12 protein-coding genes are annotated in these 17,690 nt (G+C 69.0%); 8 read left to right on the top strand and 4 right to left on the bottom strand.

Annotated features, from left to right (window positions below):
- The first annotated feature begins 2 nt into the window (after positions 1 to 2).
- The 7 genes from AC3WQY_RS19345 to AC3WQY_RS19315 all read left to right on the top strand — a co-directional run bounded on the left by AC3WQY_RS19345 (position 3) and on the right by AC3WQY_RS19315 (position 8,764).
- Positions 3 to 638 (top strand): protein phosphatase CheZ, encoded by a 636-nt coding sequence (locus AC3WQY_RS19345; RefSeq protein ID WP_285231384.1) that lies wholly within the window; start codon positions 3 to 5, stop codon positions 636 to 638.
- 163 nt (positions 639 to 801) lie between these two features.
- Positions 802 to 1,980 (top strand): EscU/YscU/HrcU family type III secretion system export apparatus switch protein, encoded by a 1,179-nt coding sequence (locus AC3WQY_RS19340; protein WP_492710163.1) that lies wholly within the window; start codon positions 802 to 804, stop codon positions 1,978 to 1,980.
- On the top strand, positions 1,977 to 4,076 hold the full coding sequence (gene flhA, locus AC3WQY_RS19335) for a flagellar biosynthesis protein FlhA (protein WP_492710162.1): 2,100 nt from the start codon (positions 1,977 to 1,979) through the stop codon (positions 4,074 to 4,076). The genes AC3WQY_RS19340 and flhA overlap by 4 nt, the downstream gene beginning before the upstream one ends.
- Positions 4,073 to 5,731: a flagellar biosynthesis GTPase FlhF gene (flhF, locus tag AC3WQY_RS19330; protein ID WP_492710160.1), complete on the top strand. Its 1,659-nt coding sequence runs from the start codon at positions 4,073 to 4,075 to the stop codon at positions 5,729 to 5,731. The genes flhA and flhF overlap by 4 nt, the downstream gene beginning before the upstream one ends.
- A 38-nt stretch (positions 5,732 to 5,769) precedes the next feature.
- Positions 5,770 to 6,594: a MinD/ParA family ATP-binding protein gene (locus AC3WQY_RS19325; RefSeq protein WP_492710158.1), complete on the top strand. Its 825-nt coding sequence runs from the start codon at positions 5,770 to 5,772 to the stop codon at positions 6,592 to 6,594.
- A 16-nt stretch (positions 6,595 to 6,610) separates the two neighbouring features.
- Positions 6,611 to 7,324, top strand: a complete 714-nt coding sequence (locus tag AC3WQY_RS19320) for an RNA polymerase sigma factor FliA (RefSeq protein WP_285235608.1) — start codon at positions 6,611 to 6,613, stop codon at positions 7,322 to 7,324.
- A 198-nt stretch (positions 7,325 to 7,522) separates the two neighbouring features.
- Positions 7,523 to 8,764, top strand: coding sequence for a methyl-accepting chemotaxis protein (locus AC3WQY_RS19315; protein ID WP_492710157.1), 1,242 nt, complete (start codon positions 7,523 to 7,525; stop codon positions 8,762 to 8,764).
- A 7-nt stretch (positions 8,765 to 8,771) separates the two neighbouring features.
- Here the strand turns inward: AC3WQY_RS19315 and AC3WQY_RS19310 are convergent, their stop codons facing one another.
- Genes AC3WQY_RS19310 through AC3WQY_RS19300 form a run of 3 tightly spaced genes read right to left on the bottom strand, consistent with a single transcriptional unit; the run spans position 8,772 to position 15,252 of the window.
- Complete coding sequence (locus tag AC3WQY_RS19310; protein ID WP_492710155.1) at positions 8,772 to 10,583, bottom strand: GGDEF domain-containing protein; 1,812 nt, start codon at positions 10,581 to 10,583, stop codon at positions 8,772 to 8,774.
- On the bottom strand, positions 10,583 to 12,820 hold the full coding sequence (locus AC3WQY_RS19305; RefSeq protein WP_285231391.1) for a two-component system response regulator: 2,238 nt from the start codon (positions 12,818 to 12,820) through the stop codon (positions 10,583 to 10,585). Before AC3WQY_RS19305 ends, AC3WQY_RS19310 begins: the two co-directional genes overlap by 1 nt.
- Entirely contained in the window at positions 12,817 to 15,252 is a 2,436-nt protein-coding gene (locus tag AC3WQY_RS19300; RefSeq protein ID WP_492710154.1) for an ATP-binding protein, read from the bottom strand. Before AC3WQY_RS19300 ends, AC3WQY_RS19305 begins: the two co-directional genes overlap by 4 nt.
- 113 nt (positions 15,253 to 15,365) lie before the next feature.
- Here AC3WQY_RS19300 and AC3WQY_RS19295 point away from each other — a divergent pair, with 113 nt between their 5' ends.
- Entirely contained in the window at positions 15,366 to 17,057 is a 1,692-nt protein-coding gene (locus AC3WQY_RS19295; RefSeq protein WP_492710152.1) for a sensor histidine kinase, read from the top strand.
- Here AC3WQY_RS19295 and AC3WQY_RS19290 read toward each other — a convergent pair whose 3' ends face one another.
- Positions 17,058 to 17,660, bottom strand: coding sequence for an ANTAR domain-containing response regulator (locus AC3WQY_RS19290; protein WP_492710151.1), 603 nt, complete (start codon positions 17,658 to 17,660; stop codon positions 17,058 to 17,060).
- Positions 17,661 to 17,690 lie beyond the last annotated feature (30 nt).

Genomic DNA, 17,690 nt, shown 5'->3' with positions numbered 1-17,690 from the left:
TTATGAAAATGGAAGAACTGGCCAAGCTGCATACCGGCACCGACCCGCTGACGGTCTCGCCCGAGGTATTCCAGCAGATCGGCACCATCACGCGCGTGCTGCACGACACCATGCAGCAGCTGGGCGTGATGCCCAAGCTGCAGGTGGCCACCGACGGCCTGCCCGACGCGCGCAGCCGCCTGAGCTATATCGCCACCAAGACGGCCGAGGCCGCCAACAAGGTGCTGAACTCGGTCGACCAGGCCAAGGCCGAGCATGCCCGCATCACCTCGGCCACCGCCGAGATGGCCAAGGCCATCACCGCCGACCCGGTCAAGGCGGTGGCGAGCGGCGCGGTGTTCAATTTCGTCAAGCAGGTGGAGTCGTCCACCTCGCATATCGACCAGCATCTGACCGACATCATGATGGCGCAGGACTTCCATGACCTCACCGGTCAGGTGGTCGCCAAGGTCGTAACCCTGGCCAATGATCTGGAAGACAGCCTGGTGAAGCTGCTGGTCTCGGTGGTGCCGCCCGAGCAGCGCGAGAAGGTGGACCCCAACATCCTGCAGGGCCCCGTGGTCAACCCCGAGGGGCGCACCGATGTGGTGAGCAACCAGGGCGAAGTGGACGATCTGCTCGCCAGCCTGGGTTTCTGATTTTCGACCGTTCCCGGAGCCCGCCGTGCGCAACGCCCGGCGGGCTCTGCTATTTGCCGTCCTGTCAGCACGAATGACAGGGCAAAAGCCCCCGCTTTTCTCGCTCAAGTTCCGGCCCTGAACGGCCAAGATGGCGGCACGCGCTTCTCGCGTGCATCCCGCCATGGCCGACCAAGACGCACAAGACAGAAACTTACCGGCCTCAGCCAAGAAGATCAAACGATCTCGGGCCGAGGGCCAGCTGCCGCGTTCGCGTGATCTGGTGCATTTCGCCATGATGGTCACCGCCGGCGTGATGCTCACCGCCGGCGCCCCGGAGGCACTGGACTGGATGCAGCAACTGGTGCGCGAGGGCCTGCGCTTCGACGCGCAGCTGCTGGCGCGGCCGGGCTTCATGGGCGAGCGCCTTGCCGACTTGGGCATGCGCGCTCTGCTGGTGATCTTGCCGGTGGGCGGGGTGCTGAGCCTGGCTGCGGTGGCCAGCAATCTGGCCCTGGGCGGCTGGAACATGACCTTCAAGCCGCTCACGCCGAAGTTCTCGCACCTCAACCCGATCGCCGGCCTGGGCCGGCTGTTCCAGTGGCAGGGCCTGGGCCAGGCGCTCAAGGCCTGCCTGCTGGCCCTGGTGCTGGGCGTGGTCGGCGCGCTGGTGCTGAAGGACCGCATCGCCGCCTACGTGGGCATCATGTCGGTGCCGCTGCCGGCGGCGCTGGCCTATGCGGGGCAGCAGCTGATGTCGGGCCTGGGCATGCTGGGCATCGCGCTGGCGCTGTTCGCCCTCATCGACGTGCCGCTGCAGTACCAGTCCTACATGAAGCGCCTGCGCATGTCCCGCGAGGAAGTGAAGCAGGAAATGAAGGAGGTCGAGGGCAATCTGGAGATGAAGGCCAAGATGCGCGCCAAGATGCGCGAGATGGCCAAGCGCCGCATGATGGCCGCCGTCCCCACCGCCGACCTGGTGGTGATGAACCCGACCCACTTCGCCGTCGCGCTGAAGTACGACGAGGCCAGCATGGCCGCGCCCAAGGTGGTGGCCAAGGGGGCCGACACCCTGGCCTTCAAGATCCGCGATCTGGCCAAAGAATCCAAGGTGCCGGTGTTGCAGTCGCCGATGCTGGCGCGCGCGCTCTACGCCCATGCCGAGCTGGACCGCGAGATCCCGGCCGCGCTGTTTGCCGCGGTGGCCCAGGTGCTGGCCTATGTGTTCCAGCTGCGCGCCGCCATGGCCGGCCGCGGCACCGCGCCGCAGCAGCAGCCGAACCCGCATGTGCCGCCCGAGCTGGACCCCTTGAACAAGCCCGTTCCGATGAGCGACGACGACCTGGAGTTTGAACAAGCATGAACGCGCTGATCGCTCAACTGCAGGCCCTCCTGGGCCCCCGCGCCGCGGTCATCGGTGCCCTGGGTGCGCCGCTGGCGGTGATCCTGATCCTGTCGATGATGGTGCTGCCGCTGCCGCCCTTTGCGCTGGATCTGCTGTTCACCTTCAATATCGCGATGGCGGTGATGGTGATGATGGTGGCGGCGCATATGCTGCGGCCGCTGGACTTCGCCGCCTTCCCGACCGTGCTGCTGCTCACCACCCTGATGCGGCTCTCGCTCAACGTGGCCTCCACCCGCGTGGTGCTGCTGGAGGGCCATACCGGCACCGGCGCGGCCGGCAAGGTGATCGAGTCCTTCGGCCATTTCCTGATCGGCGGCAATTTCGCGGTCGGCCTGATCGTGTTCGCCATCCTGGTGGTGATCAACTTCATCGTCGTCACCAAGGGCGCCGAGCGCATCGCCGAGGTGGGCGCGCGCTTCACCCTGGACGCGATGCCCGGCAAGCAGATGGCGGTGGATGCCGACCTGAACGCGGGCCTGATCGACGAGAAGGAGGCCAAGCGCCGCCGCGCCGAGCTCAGCGACGAAGCCGACTTCTTCGGCTCCATGGACGGTGCCAGCAAGTTCGTGCGCGGCGACGCCGTGGCCGGCATCCTGATCCTCTTCATCAACATCGTCGGCGGCTTCATCATCGGCGTGGCCCAGCACGGCCTCACGGCCGGCCAGGCGGCCAATTCCTACATCCTGCTGGCCGTCGGTGACGCGCTGGTGGCCCAGGTGCCGGCGCTCTTGATCTCGGTGGCCGCCGCCATGGTGGTGTCGCGCGTCGGCAAGGACAAGGACATCGGCACCATGATCGGCCGCCAGGTGTTCGGCTCGGCCAAGAGCCTGGCCATCACCGCCGGCGTGATCGGCATGCTGGGCCTGATCCCGGGCATGCCACATCTGGTGTTCCTGCTGATCGCATCCAGCATGGGCTATCTGGCCTGGTGGCTGCGCACCAAGCAGCAGGCGGCCGCCGCCCAGGCCAAGGCGCCGGCGCCGGTGGCCGCACCGATCGAGAACGCCGAGGCCAGCTGGGACGATCTGGTGCCGGTGGACACCCTGGGTCTGGAGGTCGGTTACCGCCTCATCACCCTGGTGGACAAGAACAAAGAGGGCGATCTGCTCTCGCGTATCAAGGGCGTTCGCCGCAAGTTCGCGCAGGAAGTCGGCTTTTTGCCACCGGCCGTGCATATCCGCGACAACCTGGAGCTGCGCCCCAGCCAGTACCGCCTGACCCTGCGCGGCGCCGTCATCGGCGAGGCCGAGGCCTATCCCGGCATGTGGCTGGCGATCAACCCCGGCCACGCCACCCAGCGCCTGATCGGCACCCAGACCACCGATCCGGCCTTCGGCCTGCCGGCGGTGTGGATCGAAGACCGCCAGCGGGATATGGCCCAAATGGCGGGATTTACCGTGGTTGATTGTTCGACCGTGATTGCCACCCATCTCTCACACTTGATGCAAGTCCACGCGGCCCGTTTGCTGGGCCGGGTGGAGACGCAGCAACTGGTGGACCACCTCACCAAGCTGCAACCGCAACTGATCGAAGACGTGATACCCAAAATGGTCGGCATCGCTACCCTGCAACGAGTTCTCCAGCTGCTGCTGGAAGAGGGCGTGCACATCCGCGATATGCGCTCCATCGTCGAATCGATCGCCGAGAACGCGGCCGGCCCCGGCGCCATCAGCGACCCGGCCGAGCTGGCCCGCCGCATCCGCACCCATATCGCGCCAGCCATCGTGCAGCAGATCTATGGCCCGGTGAAGGAGCTGGACGTGATCGCGCTGGAACCCGAGCTGGAGCGCCTGGTGACCCAGGCCCTGAACTCGCCCCATGGCGCCGCACTGGACCCCGGCGTGGCCGACACCCTGGCGCGCAGCGCCGCCGAGAACACCCAGGCCCAGGAAGAGCGCGGCGTGCCCGCCTGCTTGCTGGTGCCCGACCTGATCCGGGCGCCGATGGCGCGCCTGCTGCGCCGTGCCGCCCCGCGCCTGAAGGTGCTGGGCCATAGCGAAATTCCCGAAACCCACACGATACGCATCGGTTCGATCATCGGAGGCACGGCATGAATGTGAAGCGCTTTACCGCCCGCACCTCCCGCGAGGCCATGGCCCTGGTGCGCCAGGCTTTCGGTGACGACGCCGTGGTGCTCTCCAACAAGCCCTGCGCCGAAGGCGTGGAGGTGCTGGCGATGGCCCCCGAGGGCATGTCGCAGATCGAGCGCGTGGCCGCCACGGCACCGCGCGTCAGCAGCCCCAGCCGCGTCGCCGCGCGCCCGGCCCAGGCCCAGATCCAGCCCCAGGCCCCCGCAGAAGCCCCGCGCGGCCGGCTCGCCGCCCGCCTGGCCGAGCGCCACGAGCCCGGCTTCGGCAACGAGGTCAACGAGGACGTGAACACGCTGGCGATGAGCACCTTGTCCTTCCAGGACTATGTGCGCGAGCGCATGCTCAAGCGCCGCCAGGCCGAGCTGCAGGGTCAGCAGGATCCGATGCTGGCCGACCCGATGCTGGACGATCGCGCCGCCGACCCGGTGGAGGCCGAGGGCGTCAGCTCGCTGGCCGCGCTCCGCCAGCAGCGCGCCCAGGCCGCCATGCAGGCCATGAATGCCCGCCGCGTCGACAGCGGCAGCGCGCCGCAGGCCGCTGCACCGCGCGTGCCGCCGGTGCTGCGCGACGAGATCCGCGTGCCCGATGTGCGCCAGGCCCTCACCGAGATGCCCAGCCTGTCGGACATCCCGAGCGCCTCGCGCCGCGACCAGCAGGACATGATGAACGAGTTGCGCTCGATGAAGGGCATGATCGAGGAGCGCTTTGGTGCCCTGGCCTTCATGGAGAAGCTGCAGCGCCAGCCGGCCCAGGCGCGCCTGACCCAGCGCCTGCTGGAAGTGGGCTTCTCGCCCGCCCTGGTGCGCAAGCTGGTGGAAGGCTGCCCCGCTCATCTGGCCGAGGACAAGACCGGCTCGCCCGACGAGAACCAATGGGCCGCCAATGTGCTGGCGCGCAATCTGCTCACCGACGAGGCCATGCCGGCGCTGGAAGAGCAGGGCGGCGTGTTCGCCATGATCGGCTCCACCGGCGTGGGCAAGACCACCACCACCGCCAAGATCGCCGCCGCCTTTGCCACCCGCCATGGTGCCGGCCAGCTGGGCCTGATCACGCTGGACGCCTACCGGGTCGGCGCGCACGAGCAGCTGCGCGCCTACGGCCGCATCCTCGGCGTGCCGGTGCATACCGCACATGACCGCGCCTCGCTGGAAGACCTGCTGGAGCTGCTCAGCGCCAAGAAGATGGTGCTGATCGACACCGCGGGCATGGCCCAGCGCGACACCCGCACCCGCGAGCTGCTGGACATGCTGGCCCACGCCAGCGTGAAGAAGATCCTGGTGGTGAATGCGGCCCAGCAGGGCGAGACCATCGACGACGTGGTGGCCGCCTGGCGCGCCAGCGAATGCCAGGGCGTGGTGCTCTCCAAGATCGACGAGGCCGTCAAGCTCGGCCCGGCGCTGGACACCATGATCCGCCACAAGCTGCGCATCATCGGCGTGGCCAATGGCCAGCGCGTGCCGGAAGACTGGCACCGCCTGTCGGCCCAGGCGCTGGTGCAGCGCGCCATGCGCAGCCAGCCCACCGCCGCCTGGCGCATGGACAACGCCGACGTGAATCTGATTTTTGCAGGGGGCCCCGCGCTGGCCGCCGGCATCCCGGCCGCCATGGGCGTCCACTGAACCCTAGACCAAGAAGTAACCCCAAGCAGGTGACTCTCATGCGCGACCACAGCACCCCCCCGCAAGACCAGGCCGACGGCCTGCGCAAGCTCTTCGCCAGCTCCCGCGTGCGCTTCGTGCCGGTGGTCAGCAACCCCCATGTGGTGGGCGGCGGCGCCTTGCTGGAGGGCCTGTGCGCGGCCTTCGCCGAGCTGGGCCTGCACACGCTGGTGATCGACGCCGGCGAGCAGGCGCCGCAGGCGGGCGAGCTGGCCGCGGTGGACCTGGCCTCCTGCGTGGAGCGCCTGTCCAAGCATGTCTCCTACCTGCCGGCGCGCGGCCTGCCGATGCGCTATATCAACGCCAACGGCTCGGCCGCCCAGTTCCTGGAGGTGGTGACCGACGCCGCGCCCTACGCCGATGTGGTGCTTTTGCACGCAAGTGCCGCCGAACTGGCCCGCGTGGTGGCTTCGCGTGAGGTGCGCCCGGTGCTCTTGGCGGATACTGACACCATGAGTGTCACCCACGCCTATGCCGGCATGAAATGGCTGGCGCAACGCGCCGGCCTGATGGTCTACAGCCTGCTGCTGGCCTGCTCGCCCCAGCTGCGCCTGGCCGACCGCATCGCTGCGCAGATCAGCAGCTGCGGCGACGGCTTCCTGGGTGCCGTGCTGCGCGACTGGGCCTGCCTGGACCCGCGCATGCCCGCCAGCAGCCCGATGAGCGCCGAGCTGCGCCATCTGGCACGTGAACTCCTGATTGCCGCACCGCCCGGCATGGTGGCCGAACCCGCCGCCGATGCCATGCCCCTGCGTCCGCGCGCCATGTGGCAGCGCCGTCCAGCCACCGTCCCGGCCCAAGGCCTGGTGATGGCCGCCAACTGATAAGCTGGAGCCGATGATGTATACCGCCAAAGGTCGCCTCGACAACTCCTCCCTGATCAAGCAGTACAGCCCGCTGGTGCGACGCCTGGCACATCAGATGATTGCCAAGCTGCCGGCCAATGTCGAGCTGGACGATCTGATCCAGGTCGGCCTGATCGGCCTCACCGACGCGCTCTCGCGCTTCGACGTGGGCCAGGGCGTGCAGTTCGAGACCTTTGCCACCCAGCGCATCCGCGGCGCCATGCTCGACGAGCTGCGCGGCGGCGACTGGATGAGCCGCGGCACGCGCCGTCAGCAGCGCACCATCGAGCAGGCTGTGCACAAGCTGGAGCAGAAGCTGGGCCGCGCGCCGCAGGAATCGGAAATCGCCGTCGAGATGGGCGTGAGCCTGACCGAGTACCAGGAATTGCTGGGCAAGGTGCGTGGCACCCAGCTTGTCTACCTGGAAGACATGAGCGGCGACGACGGCGACGAGGACTACCTCGACCGCCATGTGGCCGACGACAGCAACAACCCGATGGCCCTGCTGCAGGACCATCGCATGCGCCAGGCCCTGGTGGCCGCCATCAAGAACCTGCCGGAGCGCGAACAGTACGTGATGAGCATGTACTACGAGCACGACATGAACCTGAAGGAAATCGCCGCGGTGCTCAAGGTCACCGAGTCGCGCGTCTGCCAGCTGCACAGCCAGGCCATCGCGCGTTTGCGTGTCAAATTGCGCGAGTGGTGAGCGCCCGGCTGGCCGGGTAAGCTGCCCGTCAGCTCTGCGGCACGACCGGCCCCACAATGCCGGCGATCAGAACCATGGGGGACAGCAATGTTGCAGTGGAGTCGCCGCAAGGAATCGGCGCTAGCGCCTGAGCCTGCCTCTGCGCAGCCCGGGGCTGCGTCCTCTTCGCAATCGCTGGTGCAGCACCTCGCCCGCAGCATGTCCTCGCTCGGCAAGGACGCCGCCGAAGTGCGCGGCGCGCTCGAAGACACCCAGAAGGTCGTCACCGCCCAGGCCCAGGCCATGGCCGCCGTTTCCACCGAGCTGGGCCAGGTGCAGCAGTCGCAGCTGGCGATCGCCTCCGCCACCGACCTGACCCGCGCCGCCGTCACGCGTGCCCGCCAGGCCCTCGAGCAGGTGGGCAACGAGGTGGGCGGCATCGTGCAGACCCTGCACCAGGTGTCCGACGCCGCCTCCGAGATCACCAAGATCGCATTGCAGACCCGGCTGGTGGCCTTCAATGCCTCGGTCGAGGCCAAGCGTGCCGGCGAGGCCGGGCGCGGCTTCGGCGTGGTGGCCGATGCGGTGAAGGCGCTGGCGGCCCAGGTCGAGAGTTCCTCCAAATCCATCATGGGCACGGTGGCGCAGCTGGACGCGCGCGTCGACAAGTTCAGCCAGGAATTGCGCAGCGATGCGGCCGGTGGTGGTGGCAGCAGCATCCACCAGGCCTTTGCCGAGGTCGAACAGGATGTGGGCCGCATTGCCGGCTCGGCGCAGCAGAGCCAGCAGACCACCTTGCAGCTGGCGCAGCGCTCGGGCGAGCTGGAGCGTGAGGTGCAGCAGGCGATGCGCTATCTGGATGCCGCCTTCGCCTGCAGCGACCGCTTCCTGCGCCTGTCGGAGGAGCTGATCGAGCGCATCGCCGATTCGGGCGTGGAAGTGGAAGACGCGCTCTATATCCGCGGCGCCCAGGCCGCGGCGCGCGAGATCGCCGACCAGCTGGAGCAGGCCCTGGCCGCGCGCCAGATCAGCGAGGCCCAGCTGTTCGACGAGCGCTACAAGCCCATCGCTGGCACCAACCCGCCGCAGCATCTGACCGATTTCGTCGGCCTCGCCGACCGCCTCTTCCCGGCCGTGCAGGAGCGCCTGCTCAAGCTCAGCGACAAGGTGGTGTACTGCATCGCGGTGGACCGCAACGGCTATGTGGCCACGCACAACAAGAGTTATTGCCAGCCCCAGCGTGCCGGCGACGTGGTGTGGAACACCGCGCACAGCCGCTACCGCCGCATCTTCAACGACCGCACCGGCCTGGCCTCGGCGCGCAACCAGCGGCCCTTCCTGCTGCAGACCTACCGCCGCGACATGGGCGGCGGCAAGTTCGTGCTGCTCAAGGAGGCCTCGGCGCCCATCATGGTGAAGGGCCGGCATTGGGGCGGGCTGCGCCTCGCCTTCGGCTTCTAGCGGGAGCCTAGTCGACGATGCAGGCGCGGTTCTTGCCGGTGCGCTTGGCCTCGTAAAGCCCCTCGTCGGCGCGGTCCAGCGCCTCTTCGAGTTTCTCGCCCAGGCGGTAGAGCGTGATGCCGGCCGAGAAGGTCACGAACACGTCCTTGCCCTCGTGCATGAAGAGCGCCGCGGAGAGCGAGCGCTGCAGGCGCGTCAGCACCTGCTGGGCCTCGTCCAGCGGGGTGCGCGGCAGCATCAGCACGAATTCCTCGCCGCCGTAGCGCGCCACCAGGTCGCCCGGGCGCAGCATCTGCGTCACGCGCGCGGCCAATGAGCTCAGCGCCACGTCGCCGGCCGCATGGCCCAGGGTGTCGTTGAGCTTCTTGAAGTTGTCCACGTCCAGCAGGGCCAGCGCGAGCACCGAGCCCTCGCGTTCCAGCTTGGCCTGCTCGGTGTTGAAGGCGGCCTCCAGGCCGCGGCGGTTGGCGATCTTGGTGAGCTGGTCGGTCTGCACCTCGCTGGAGAGCTTGCGCAGCTCGCCCTCCAGCTCGTCCACGCGCTTGGAGAGGCTGGAGGCGCGCTCATGCTCGCCGGTCAGGCGCGCCTGGGTGGCCTGCACCAGGCTTTGCACGCTGCGGCTTTCCTCCACCATCTCGCGCACCACGCCGGCCAGGCTTTCGATCGTGTCGGCGCGCTCGATCACCTCGGCATAGCGGCCCACGTTGTCGCTGAAGCGGTCGGTGTGCTGGCCCAGTTCGGCCAGCTCGGCCAGCATCTGGTGGATCAGGGTCTTGAGCGAATCGCGCGCCTTGCGGCGCTCCTCGCGCAGCGCGCGCTGGCGCCGGCGCGTGCCGCCCAGCATCTCGTCCACCATGCGCACCACGCGCGAGCTCACGCCCTGCTCGAGCGCCTCGTTCATCACCTCGCATTGGCCGCGCGCCCAGGAGTCGTCCTCGGCCAGCTCCACCAGGCTGGCGCTGAGCTCCTTGCACAGCGCGCCCAGCTGGCCGAACAGATGGTGGCGGTGGTCCAGCATGCGGCGCGCGCGCAGGCACAGCGCCTCCATGGTCTCGGCGCGCTGCGGCGTGGCGCCATGGGCGCGCACCTCGGCCAGGCAGGCCTCCAGCTCCAGCTTGAGCGCGTCGGCGCGCTCGTCCAGCGCCGGCAGGGCATGCTGGATGGTCTGGTGCAGGCTCTGGCCCAGCTGCGGCCAGGCCTGCAGCCCCTCCGCGGGCGGCGCGCTGGTGTCCAGCGCCTGTTCTTCCTCGCTGAAGAACTGGCTGGGCGTGCCACCGGGCTGTTCATCATCCTGCACGGTATCGATGCTGGCGTCGCTGACGTCGCTGTCCCAGCTCGCCACCAGCTGGCGCAGCCGGTTCACGAGGCGCTGCGGATCGTTGCGGTTGCTTTCCAGCACGCGCGCCAGGCCGTCCTTCTTGCGCGCCAGCGTCCATTGGCGGCCGCCGCGCTCCAGGCCGCGCACCAGGCGTTCGGTGACGCTGGCCATGGCGTCGGCAATCACCGCCGGGCCGCTGCTCTGCTGGATGCGCTCCAGCACCTTGAGCGCCTCGTCCCAGCGGCCCGCGCGCAGCATCGCATTGAGATCCTGGCGCGCCTGCAGCTCGCTCACGCCGATCGCCAGCAGCTTGGCCAGCACCGGCTGGCCGCGCTCGGGCCAGTTGTCGCTGGCGCCGGCCGGCGCCATGTCGCCGGCCTCGGCGGCATAGGCGCGCGCGTAGTTTTCCGGCGTGGGCTCGAGCTTCTCCAGCATCAGCCGGCGCAGCGCGCCCTTGGCCAGTTGCGCCGGCGGCTGCGGATTGCGTTTGGTGTCGTCCATCAGCGTTGGCCGCTGATGGGCCGCATCAGTTCGGTCGCGGCATCCTCCGCGCTGGCCTGGGCGATCCAGGGCGCCTTGCGCGGAAGCACGGTCTGGGCCAGCCAGCGTTCCAGGTCATCGGGCGCGAGCGGCTTGCTGAAGAGGAAGCCCTGCATCACGCTGCAACCCAGGCGGTGCAGCACCTCCATCTGGCGCAGCGTCTCCACGCCCTCGGCGATCACGCGCAAGCCCAGCGAGCGCGCCAGCGCGATGATGGCCGTGACCACCGCCGAGCTCTGCGGCGTGATGCCCAGGTCGCGCACGAAGCTGCGGTCGATCTTCACCTCGGAGATCGGCAGGGTGGTGAGGTAGGCCAGCGATGAATAGCCGGTGCCGAAGTCGTCGATCGAGATCTCCACGCCCACCTCGTTGAGGCGGTGCAGGGCCGGGATGACGTTCTGCAAATCCTTCATCAGGCCGGTCTCGGTGATCTCCAGCTGGATCGCACGGTGCGGCACGCCATAGGCGCTGACGCATTGGTGGATGTGCTCGACCAGATCGGAGCGCTCGAACAGGCGGTTCGGCAGGTTCACCGCGATCGAATCGCTGAAGCCGAAGTTGAGCTGCCAGACCTTGGCCTGGCGCGCCGCCTCGCGCAGCGCCCATTCGGAGAGCGGCACGATCAGGCCGGTTTCCTCGGCCAGCGGGATGAAGTCGCCCGGCGGCACCAGCTTGTCGCCGCGCTGCCAGCGCATCAGCGCCTCGGCGCCCACCATGCGGGCGCCGCGCACATCGATCTTGGGCTGGTAATGCAGCACGATCTCGTCGCGCTCGATGGCCTTGTGCAGGGCCGATTCCAGCTCCAGCTTCTCGCGCCCGCGGCCCGCCAGCATGGGGGTGTAGAGCGCCGAGGCATTGCGGCCCTGGCTCTTCACCGCGTACATGGCGACGTCGGAATTGCGCAGCAGGTCGGCCATGGTGAGGCCGTCGCGCGGGTAGATGGCGATGCCGACGCTGGCGGTGACGAAGCATTCCTGGCCGGCGATGAAGATGGGCTCGCGCATCGCGTCCAGCACGCGCTGGGCCACGCGCTCGGCATCGCGCTCGTCGGCCACCTCGGGCAGCAGGGCCACGAACTCGTCGCCGCCCAGCCGGCCCACCGCCTCGAGCGTGCGGTGCGAACGCCCGCCCACCGATTCGAGCATGCCTTCCATCACCTGGTCGGAATGGCGCACGCAGGCGCGCAGGCGTCGGCCCACTTCCATCAGCAGCTCGTCGCCGGCGGCATGGCCCAGGGTATCGTTGATGACCTTGAAGCGGTCCAGATCGATCAGCAAGAGGCCCACCTCGTGGCCCATGCGGCGCGCCTGTTCGATGGCACGCTCGGCGCGCCAGATCAGCTGGCGGCGGTTCGGCAGGCCGGTGAGGGCGTCGAAATTGGCGAGCTGGCGGATCTTGTCCTCGGCCATGCGGCGGTCCGTCACATCCTGCAGGATGCCGGTATAGCCGCTGGCGTTGCCATGCTCGTTGAACTCGGGCTCGGCCTCGATGTGGATGACGCGCGAGCGCCCGTCCAGCAGCGTCACCGGCAGGTCCGTCACCAGCACCGAGTTGTGCGCGATCACGTCGCGCAGCAGGCGCATGAAGAGCATGCGCTCCTCGCGCGGCACCATGCGCATCACGCTGATGAAGTCCAGGTGCTCATGCGGCCCATGGCCGAACACGCGCAGCGCCTCGTTGGCGAGGGTGAAGTGGCCCACGCCGCGGTGCCACTCGAAGCTGCCCATGCGTGCCAGGTCTTGCGCGCGCGCCAGCCGCGCCTTGCTGCGCTCCAGCTCGATGCGGGTGCGCGAGCTGCGCAGCAGGTAGCGCAGGCGCCCGGCCAGCAGGCTCCACTGGGTGGACTTGACGAAGAAGTCGGTCGCGCCCACCTGGTAGGCGCGCGTGATGGAGGCATCGTCGTCCAGGCCGGTGAGCATCAGCACCGGGGTGGATTCGAAGCCGGGCATCTCGCGCAGGCGCTGGCAGGTCTCGAAGCCGTCCAGCTCGGGCATCATGGCGTCGAGCACGATCACGTCGGGCGACCATTCGCCAATCACCTTCAGGGCCTCGGCGCCGCCGGTGGCCTCGGTGATGTCGAAGCCGCGCTCGCGCAGGGCAATCGCCGTGAGCAGGAGGTTGACCTCGTCGTCATCGACCAGCAGCACCCGTGCCTGCTCGGGCAGGTCGGCGTCCAGGCTTTGATCTACTGCATTCATTGCGGACCCGTCAAAAGCTCGCTGAGAGCATGGCGCACACGTTCCACCTCGTCCTGCATGCCGTCGAGTAGGGAGTCTAGGCCCTCGGACTGGTTGTTGCGCACCATCGCCTCGATATCGGCGCAACGCCTTGACAGCTCCAGGGCACCCAGGCTGGCCGAGGAGGATTTTAGGGTGTGGGCCACATGCCGCACCGCGCCCAGCTCCAGCGTTGCGCCGGCGCGGGCCTGGGCCAGTTCGGGCAGCAGGCGTTCCAGCGACTTCAGGAAGGCCTGCACGACGCGCTGCAGCAGCTGGTTCTTGCCGCCGGGGTCGAGCTCGCGCAGACGCGCCAGCGCCTGGCTGTCCAGCAGGGCGGGCGCACCGGGCGTGGATTCTGGTGTGGAAGTCATGGTGCGTCCCTCAAGCGGGCTGCGGTCGGCATTGGCATCGGTGGGCGAGGCGGCATCGGGAATGCTGAGCGTGAGCATGTCGAGCAACTGGCTTTGTCGGACGGGTTTGGGCAGGTAGCCATCAAAGCCATGCTGTCGCAAGCGCTGTTCATCGCCGTCCAGGGCGTTGGCCGTGACCGCCACCACCTTGGTGCTGGGCGGGCACAGAAACTTGAACTGCTGCGTCGGCCCCTTGCGGAACCAGCTCAAGGCCTCCATCCCATCCATACCCGGCATGTGGATGTCCATCATCACCAGGTCGAACTGCTCCTCGCACAATGCCTGCAAGCCGCTCAGCGCGTCCGCACAAAGGCGGACACGGCAACCCAGCTGCAGCAGCATTTCTCGGATAACTTCTTGATTGGTCTCATTGTCTTCGACCACAAGAATGGAGCGTCCGGAAAAGGGCGTCAATCCGGATGTTCGCTGAGCCGACCCCGCCGCTGCCGGTATTTCCGCCGTCGGCGCCGCCAGCGGCAGGCTCACGGTGATGCAGGAGCCCAGCCCCGGCGTGCTGAGCGCCTCGATCTGCCCCCCCATCAGCTTGACCAGGCCCTGCGCAATGCTCAGGCCCAGGCCGCTGCCCTCATGCGGGCGCGCCAGGCTGGCATTGCCCTGGGTAAAGGCCGAGAACAGACGCGGCAGATCCTCGGCCGCCATGCCGACGCCGCTGTCCTGCACGCGGAAATGCAGCTGCTCGGCGCCGGCCTCAAGCCTGAGCCTGACCTCGCCGCGCGCGGTGAACTTGATGGCGTTGTCGAGCAGCTTGTCGAGCACCTGCGACAGGCGCAGCTCATCGGCCTGGATTTCCAGCGGCAGGCCCTCGCCGCATTCGAGCAGCAGCTGCAGGCCCTTGGCATGCGCGGCCGGCTGATGTTGTGCGAGCAGCGTCTCTGCCAGCAGGCGCGGCGAGCAGGCGTCCAGCGCCAGCGCCAGCTGGCCCGACTCGGCCTGGGCGAAGTCCAGCACATTGTTGATCTGGCGCAGCAGGGTCTCGGCGCTGCGGTAGGCGGCCTGGGCGTAGCCGCGCTGCTCGTCCAGCAGCGGCGTGCCGAGCAGCAGCTGGGTCATGCCCATGATGCCGTTCATGGGGGTGCGCATCTCGTGGCTCATATTGGCCATGAAGGCGCTCTTGGCCTGGCTGGCGGCCTCGGCCAGATCGCGTGCGCGCTGCAGCTCGGCCTGGCGGGCCTGCTCGTCGCTGACGTCGGCGAGGATGCCGTAGACCAGCGACTGGCCATGGGCATGGGGCTGCAGCCGGGTGCGCAGCCGCACCCAGCGCAGGCCCTTGGCGGGGTGCAGGATGCGCAGCACCATGTCGCTCGGCTGGCCCTCGGCCTGGGCCTGCAGGCGGCGGGCGTACAGCGCACGGTCGTCGGGATGCACGCGCTGCTCGAACAGCTGCGGCCCCATGCGCAGCTCGCTGGGCGTCAGGCCCAGGGTGTCAAGCAGCAGCGGCGAGCTGAAATGCAGGCGGTCCCAGTTGGGGGTAGTGACGAACAGGCATTCGCGCACCGAGTCCGTGACCTCGCGGAAACGCGTGTCGCTTTCCTGCAGCGCCCGCTCGAGCTGGCGCTTGGCGCTGGCGTCCTGCAGGCTGATCAGGCCGACCGGGCGGCGCGCGCCGGCCCAGCTGACCAGGCTGCGCTGCACCTGCAGCCAGCGCAGCCCGAAGGCGGTCTGCAGGCGCAGGTCTTCGCGCCCGGCCTGGCGTGCGCCCTCCAGCTGGCGCCAGCGGGCCGGCTGGCACAGCTCGGCCAGCGCCGGGTCCAGGTGCTGGCTGGCCGCATGGCCCAGTACCTGGGCGCGGCGCAGCACCAGCAGGCGCTCGGCCTCGCGGTTCAGATGCAGGATGCGCGCCACGCTGGTCTCGATCACCAGCACGCCTAGCGGCAGCTGATCCGCGATCGCCTGGATTTCGGGCGAGGCACGCAGCAGCGCCGGCGCGTGGCCGGCGGGCTCCTCGTCGGGGCTCCATTCGATGGGCTCGGGTCTTGTCATTGCGTGTTCTATGCCTGTCCCTGTAGGTGGACCGGCGGGGTCAGGTCATGCGGGTCCACACGACGTGATCGGCATGCGGCGGGCGAACTTGAGTGGTCCTTACAATGGCTCACATGAATCGTCCCAGCGAAGCCGCCTCCGACCGCCGCCCCAGCAGGGGCAGCCCGCGGCTGCTGGCGATGTGGCTGGCGGGCCTGCTGCTGCTGAGCCTGGGCATCTACCTGGGCCATGAAGAGAGCGGCTCGGGGCTGCTGGTGATCGGCCTGGTCTGCGGCGTGGCGCTGCTGCTGGGCGCGGTGGCTACCACCTGGCATGTGGCGGTGCGCCTGACCCGCGCGCGCCTCACCGAGGCCTTGCGCGAGGCGCGCCAGCATGCGCAGCTGCTGGCGCAGCTGCAGCCGCACTGGCAATGGCAGACCGATGCCGAGCACCATCTGGTGCGCTGGCAGGCGCCGCAGGTGGCGCCCAGTTCCAGCTGGGTGGGCATGGCCGCCACGCAGTCGCTGTGGGAGCGCTTTGCCCTGGTGGACAGCGGCCCCGGCGCCTCGCTGCAGGAACGCCTGGACCAGCACCTGCCCCTGCACGATGTGCTGGTGCAGGCCTGCGCCAGCGAGGCGGGCGGCACGCCGGCGCGCTGGCTGCTGCGCGCCCAGGTCTGCCTGGATGCCAGCGGCCGCTTTGCGGGTTATCTCGGCACCGCGGCGCCGCTATCCGACAAGCCCGGCGCCGAGCCCAGTGCCGCGCCCGCCGCCGCGCCGGTATCCGCACCGGCGGCCACCCAGCCCTGGCTGCAAGCCATGCCCGGGCCCGCCTGGCTGCTCAGCACGCCCACCGATGGCCATGGCCATGGCGTCAAGCTGCTCGATCTGAACGACGTGGCGGCGCAGCTGATGGCGCGGCCGGCCGCGCAGCTGCTGGGCCTGAACTGGGGTGCCTGCCAGGATGCGCTGCCGGCCGAGATCCGCGAGGCGCTGGCGCAGCCGGGCGCGCACAGCGGCGTGGCCTGCGGCCATTGGTGGCTGTGCACCAGCGCGCTGCGCCTGGACGGCACGGGCCCGGCGCAGCTGCTGAGCCTGTGGCCGCAGGGTGCGCCCGATTCGGTGCCGGCGGCGCTGGCGCTGGACGCGGCCGAGGTGGCGCGCGCCGACCAGGAATCCTTCAGCTACACGGTCTCGCACGATCTGCGCGCGCCGCTGCGCGTGGTGGAGGGCTTTGCGCGCATCCTGAAGGAGGACTATGGCCGCCTGCTGGACCGCATCGGCAACGACCATATCGACCGCGTGATGGGAGCGGCGACGCGCATGAACAGCATGATCGACGCGCTGCTCTCGCTCAGCCAGCTGTCCTCGCGGCCGCTGCAGCGCGAGGGCATCAACCTCAGCCAGATGGCCAACCTGGTGCTGGAGGAGTTGAAGCGCGCCAATCCCGAGCGCGCCATCGAGTGCTATGTGCAGCCCGGCATGCAGGTGCAGGGCGACCCGACGCTGCTGCGCATGGTGCTGGAGAACCTGCTGGGCAATGCCTGGAAGTACAGCGGCAAGCGCGAGCTGGCGCAGATCCGCTTCGAGACCCGGCTGGAGCAGGGCGAGCGCATCTTCATGGTGGCCGACAACGGCGCCGGCTTCGACATGCGCTTCGCCGACCGCCTCTTCGAGGTGTTCCAGCGTCTGCACAGCGCCAGCGATTTCCAGGGCACCGGCGTGGGCCTGGCCTCGGTGCGCCGCATCGTGCGCCGCCATGGTGGCGACATCTGGGCCGAGTCCGAGGTGGGCGGCGGCGCGCGCTTCTTCTTTACCCTGGCCTGATCAGCTGTGGCCCGGCAGGGCCAGCAATTCCACCGCTTCGATCAGCCGCAGCGCCTGCTCGGGCAAGGGGCGCGTTTCGTGCGCGGCCAGCTTTTGCAGCCGTGCCAGCGCCTCGTCGCGCGAGAGCGAATAGCGGTGCATCAGGATGCCCACCGCCACCGGCACCACCTGGGCCAGGATCTCGCCGCTACCACCGGCTCCCGCTCCATGGCGCTCGGCCGCGGCGCTGCGCTCGCCACGCTTGGCAAACGCGGCCTCCACGGCCGGCACGATCTGGTGGATGTCCAGCGGCTTGACCAGGTAGGCCACCGCGCCCAGCGCCTTCACCTTGGCGACGGTGTCCTCGTCGGCAAAGGCGGAGAGAAACATAAAGGGCAGCTGCAGGTACTCGCGCAGGTAGGCGGCCACGTCGAAGCCGCTCATGCCTTCCATGCGGATGTCCAGCAGGGCCAGGTCGGGGCGATGCTCGCGCGCCAGCAGGATGGCGTCGTCGCCGTTGTCGGCGTCGATCACCTCGTAGCCGGCCTGCGAGAGGCCATGCGTCAGCGTGGCCAACACCAGCCGGTCGTCATCGACCACGAGTATCTTGCCCTTCGTGCTCACAATCTCAGCCCCCTCGAATTGGCTTCATTG

It is taken from the genome of Roseateles sp. FW301-B2, from assembly GCF_058788955.1.
The sequence above is the reverse complement of the archived record's forward strand: the minus strand, read 5'-3'. Positions and strand labels throughout refer to the sequence as shown.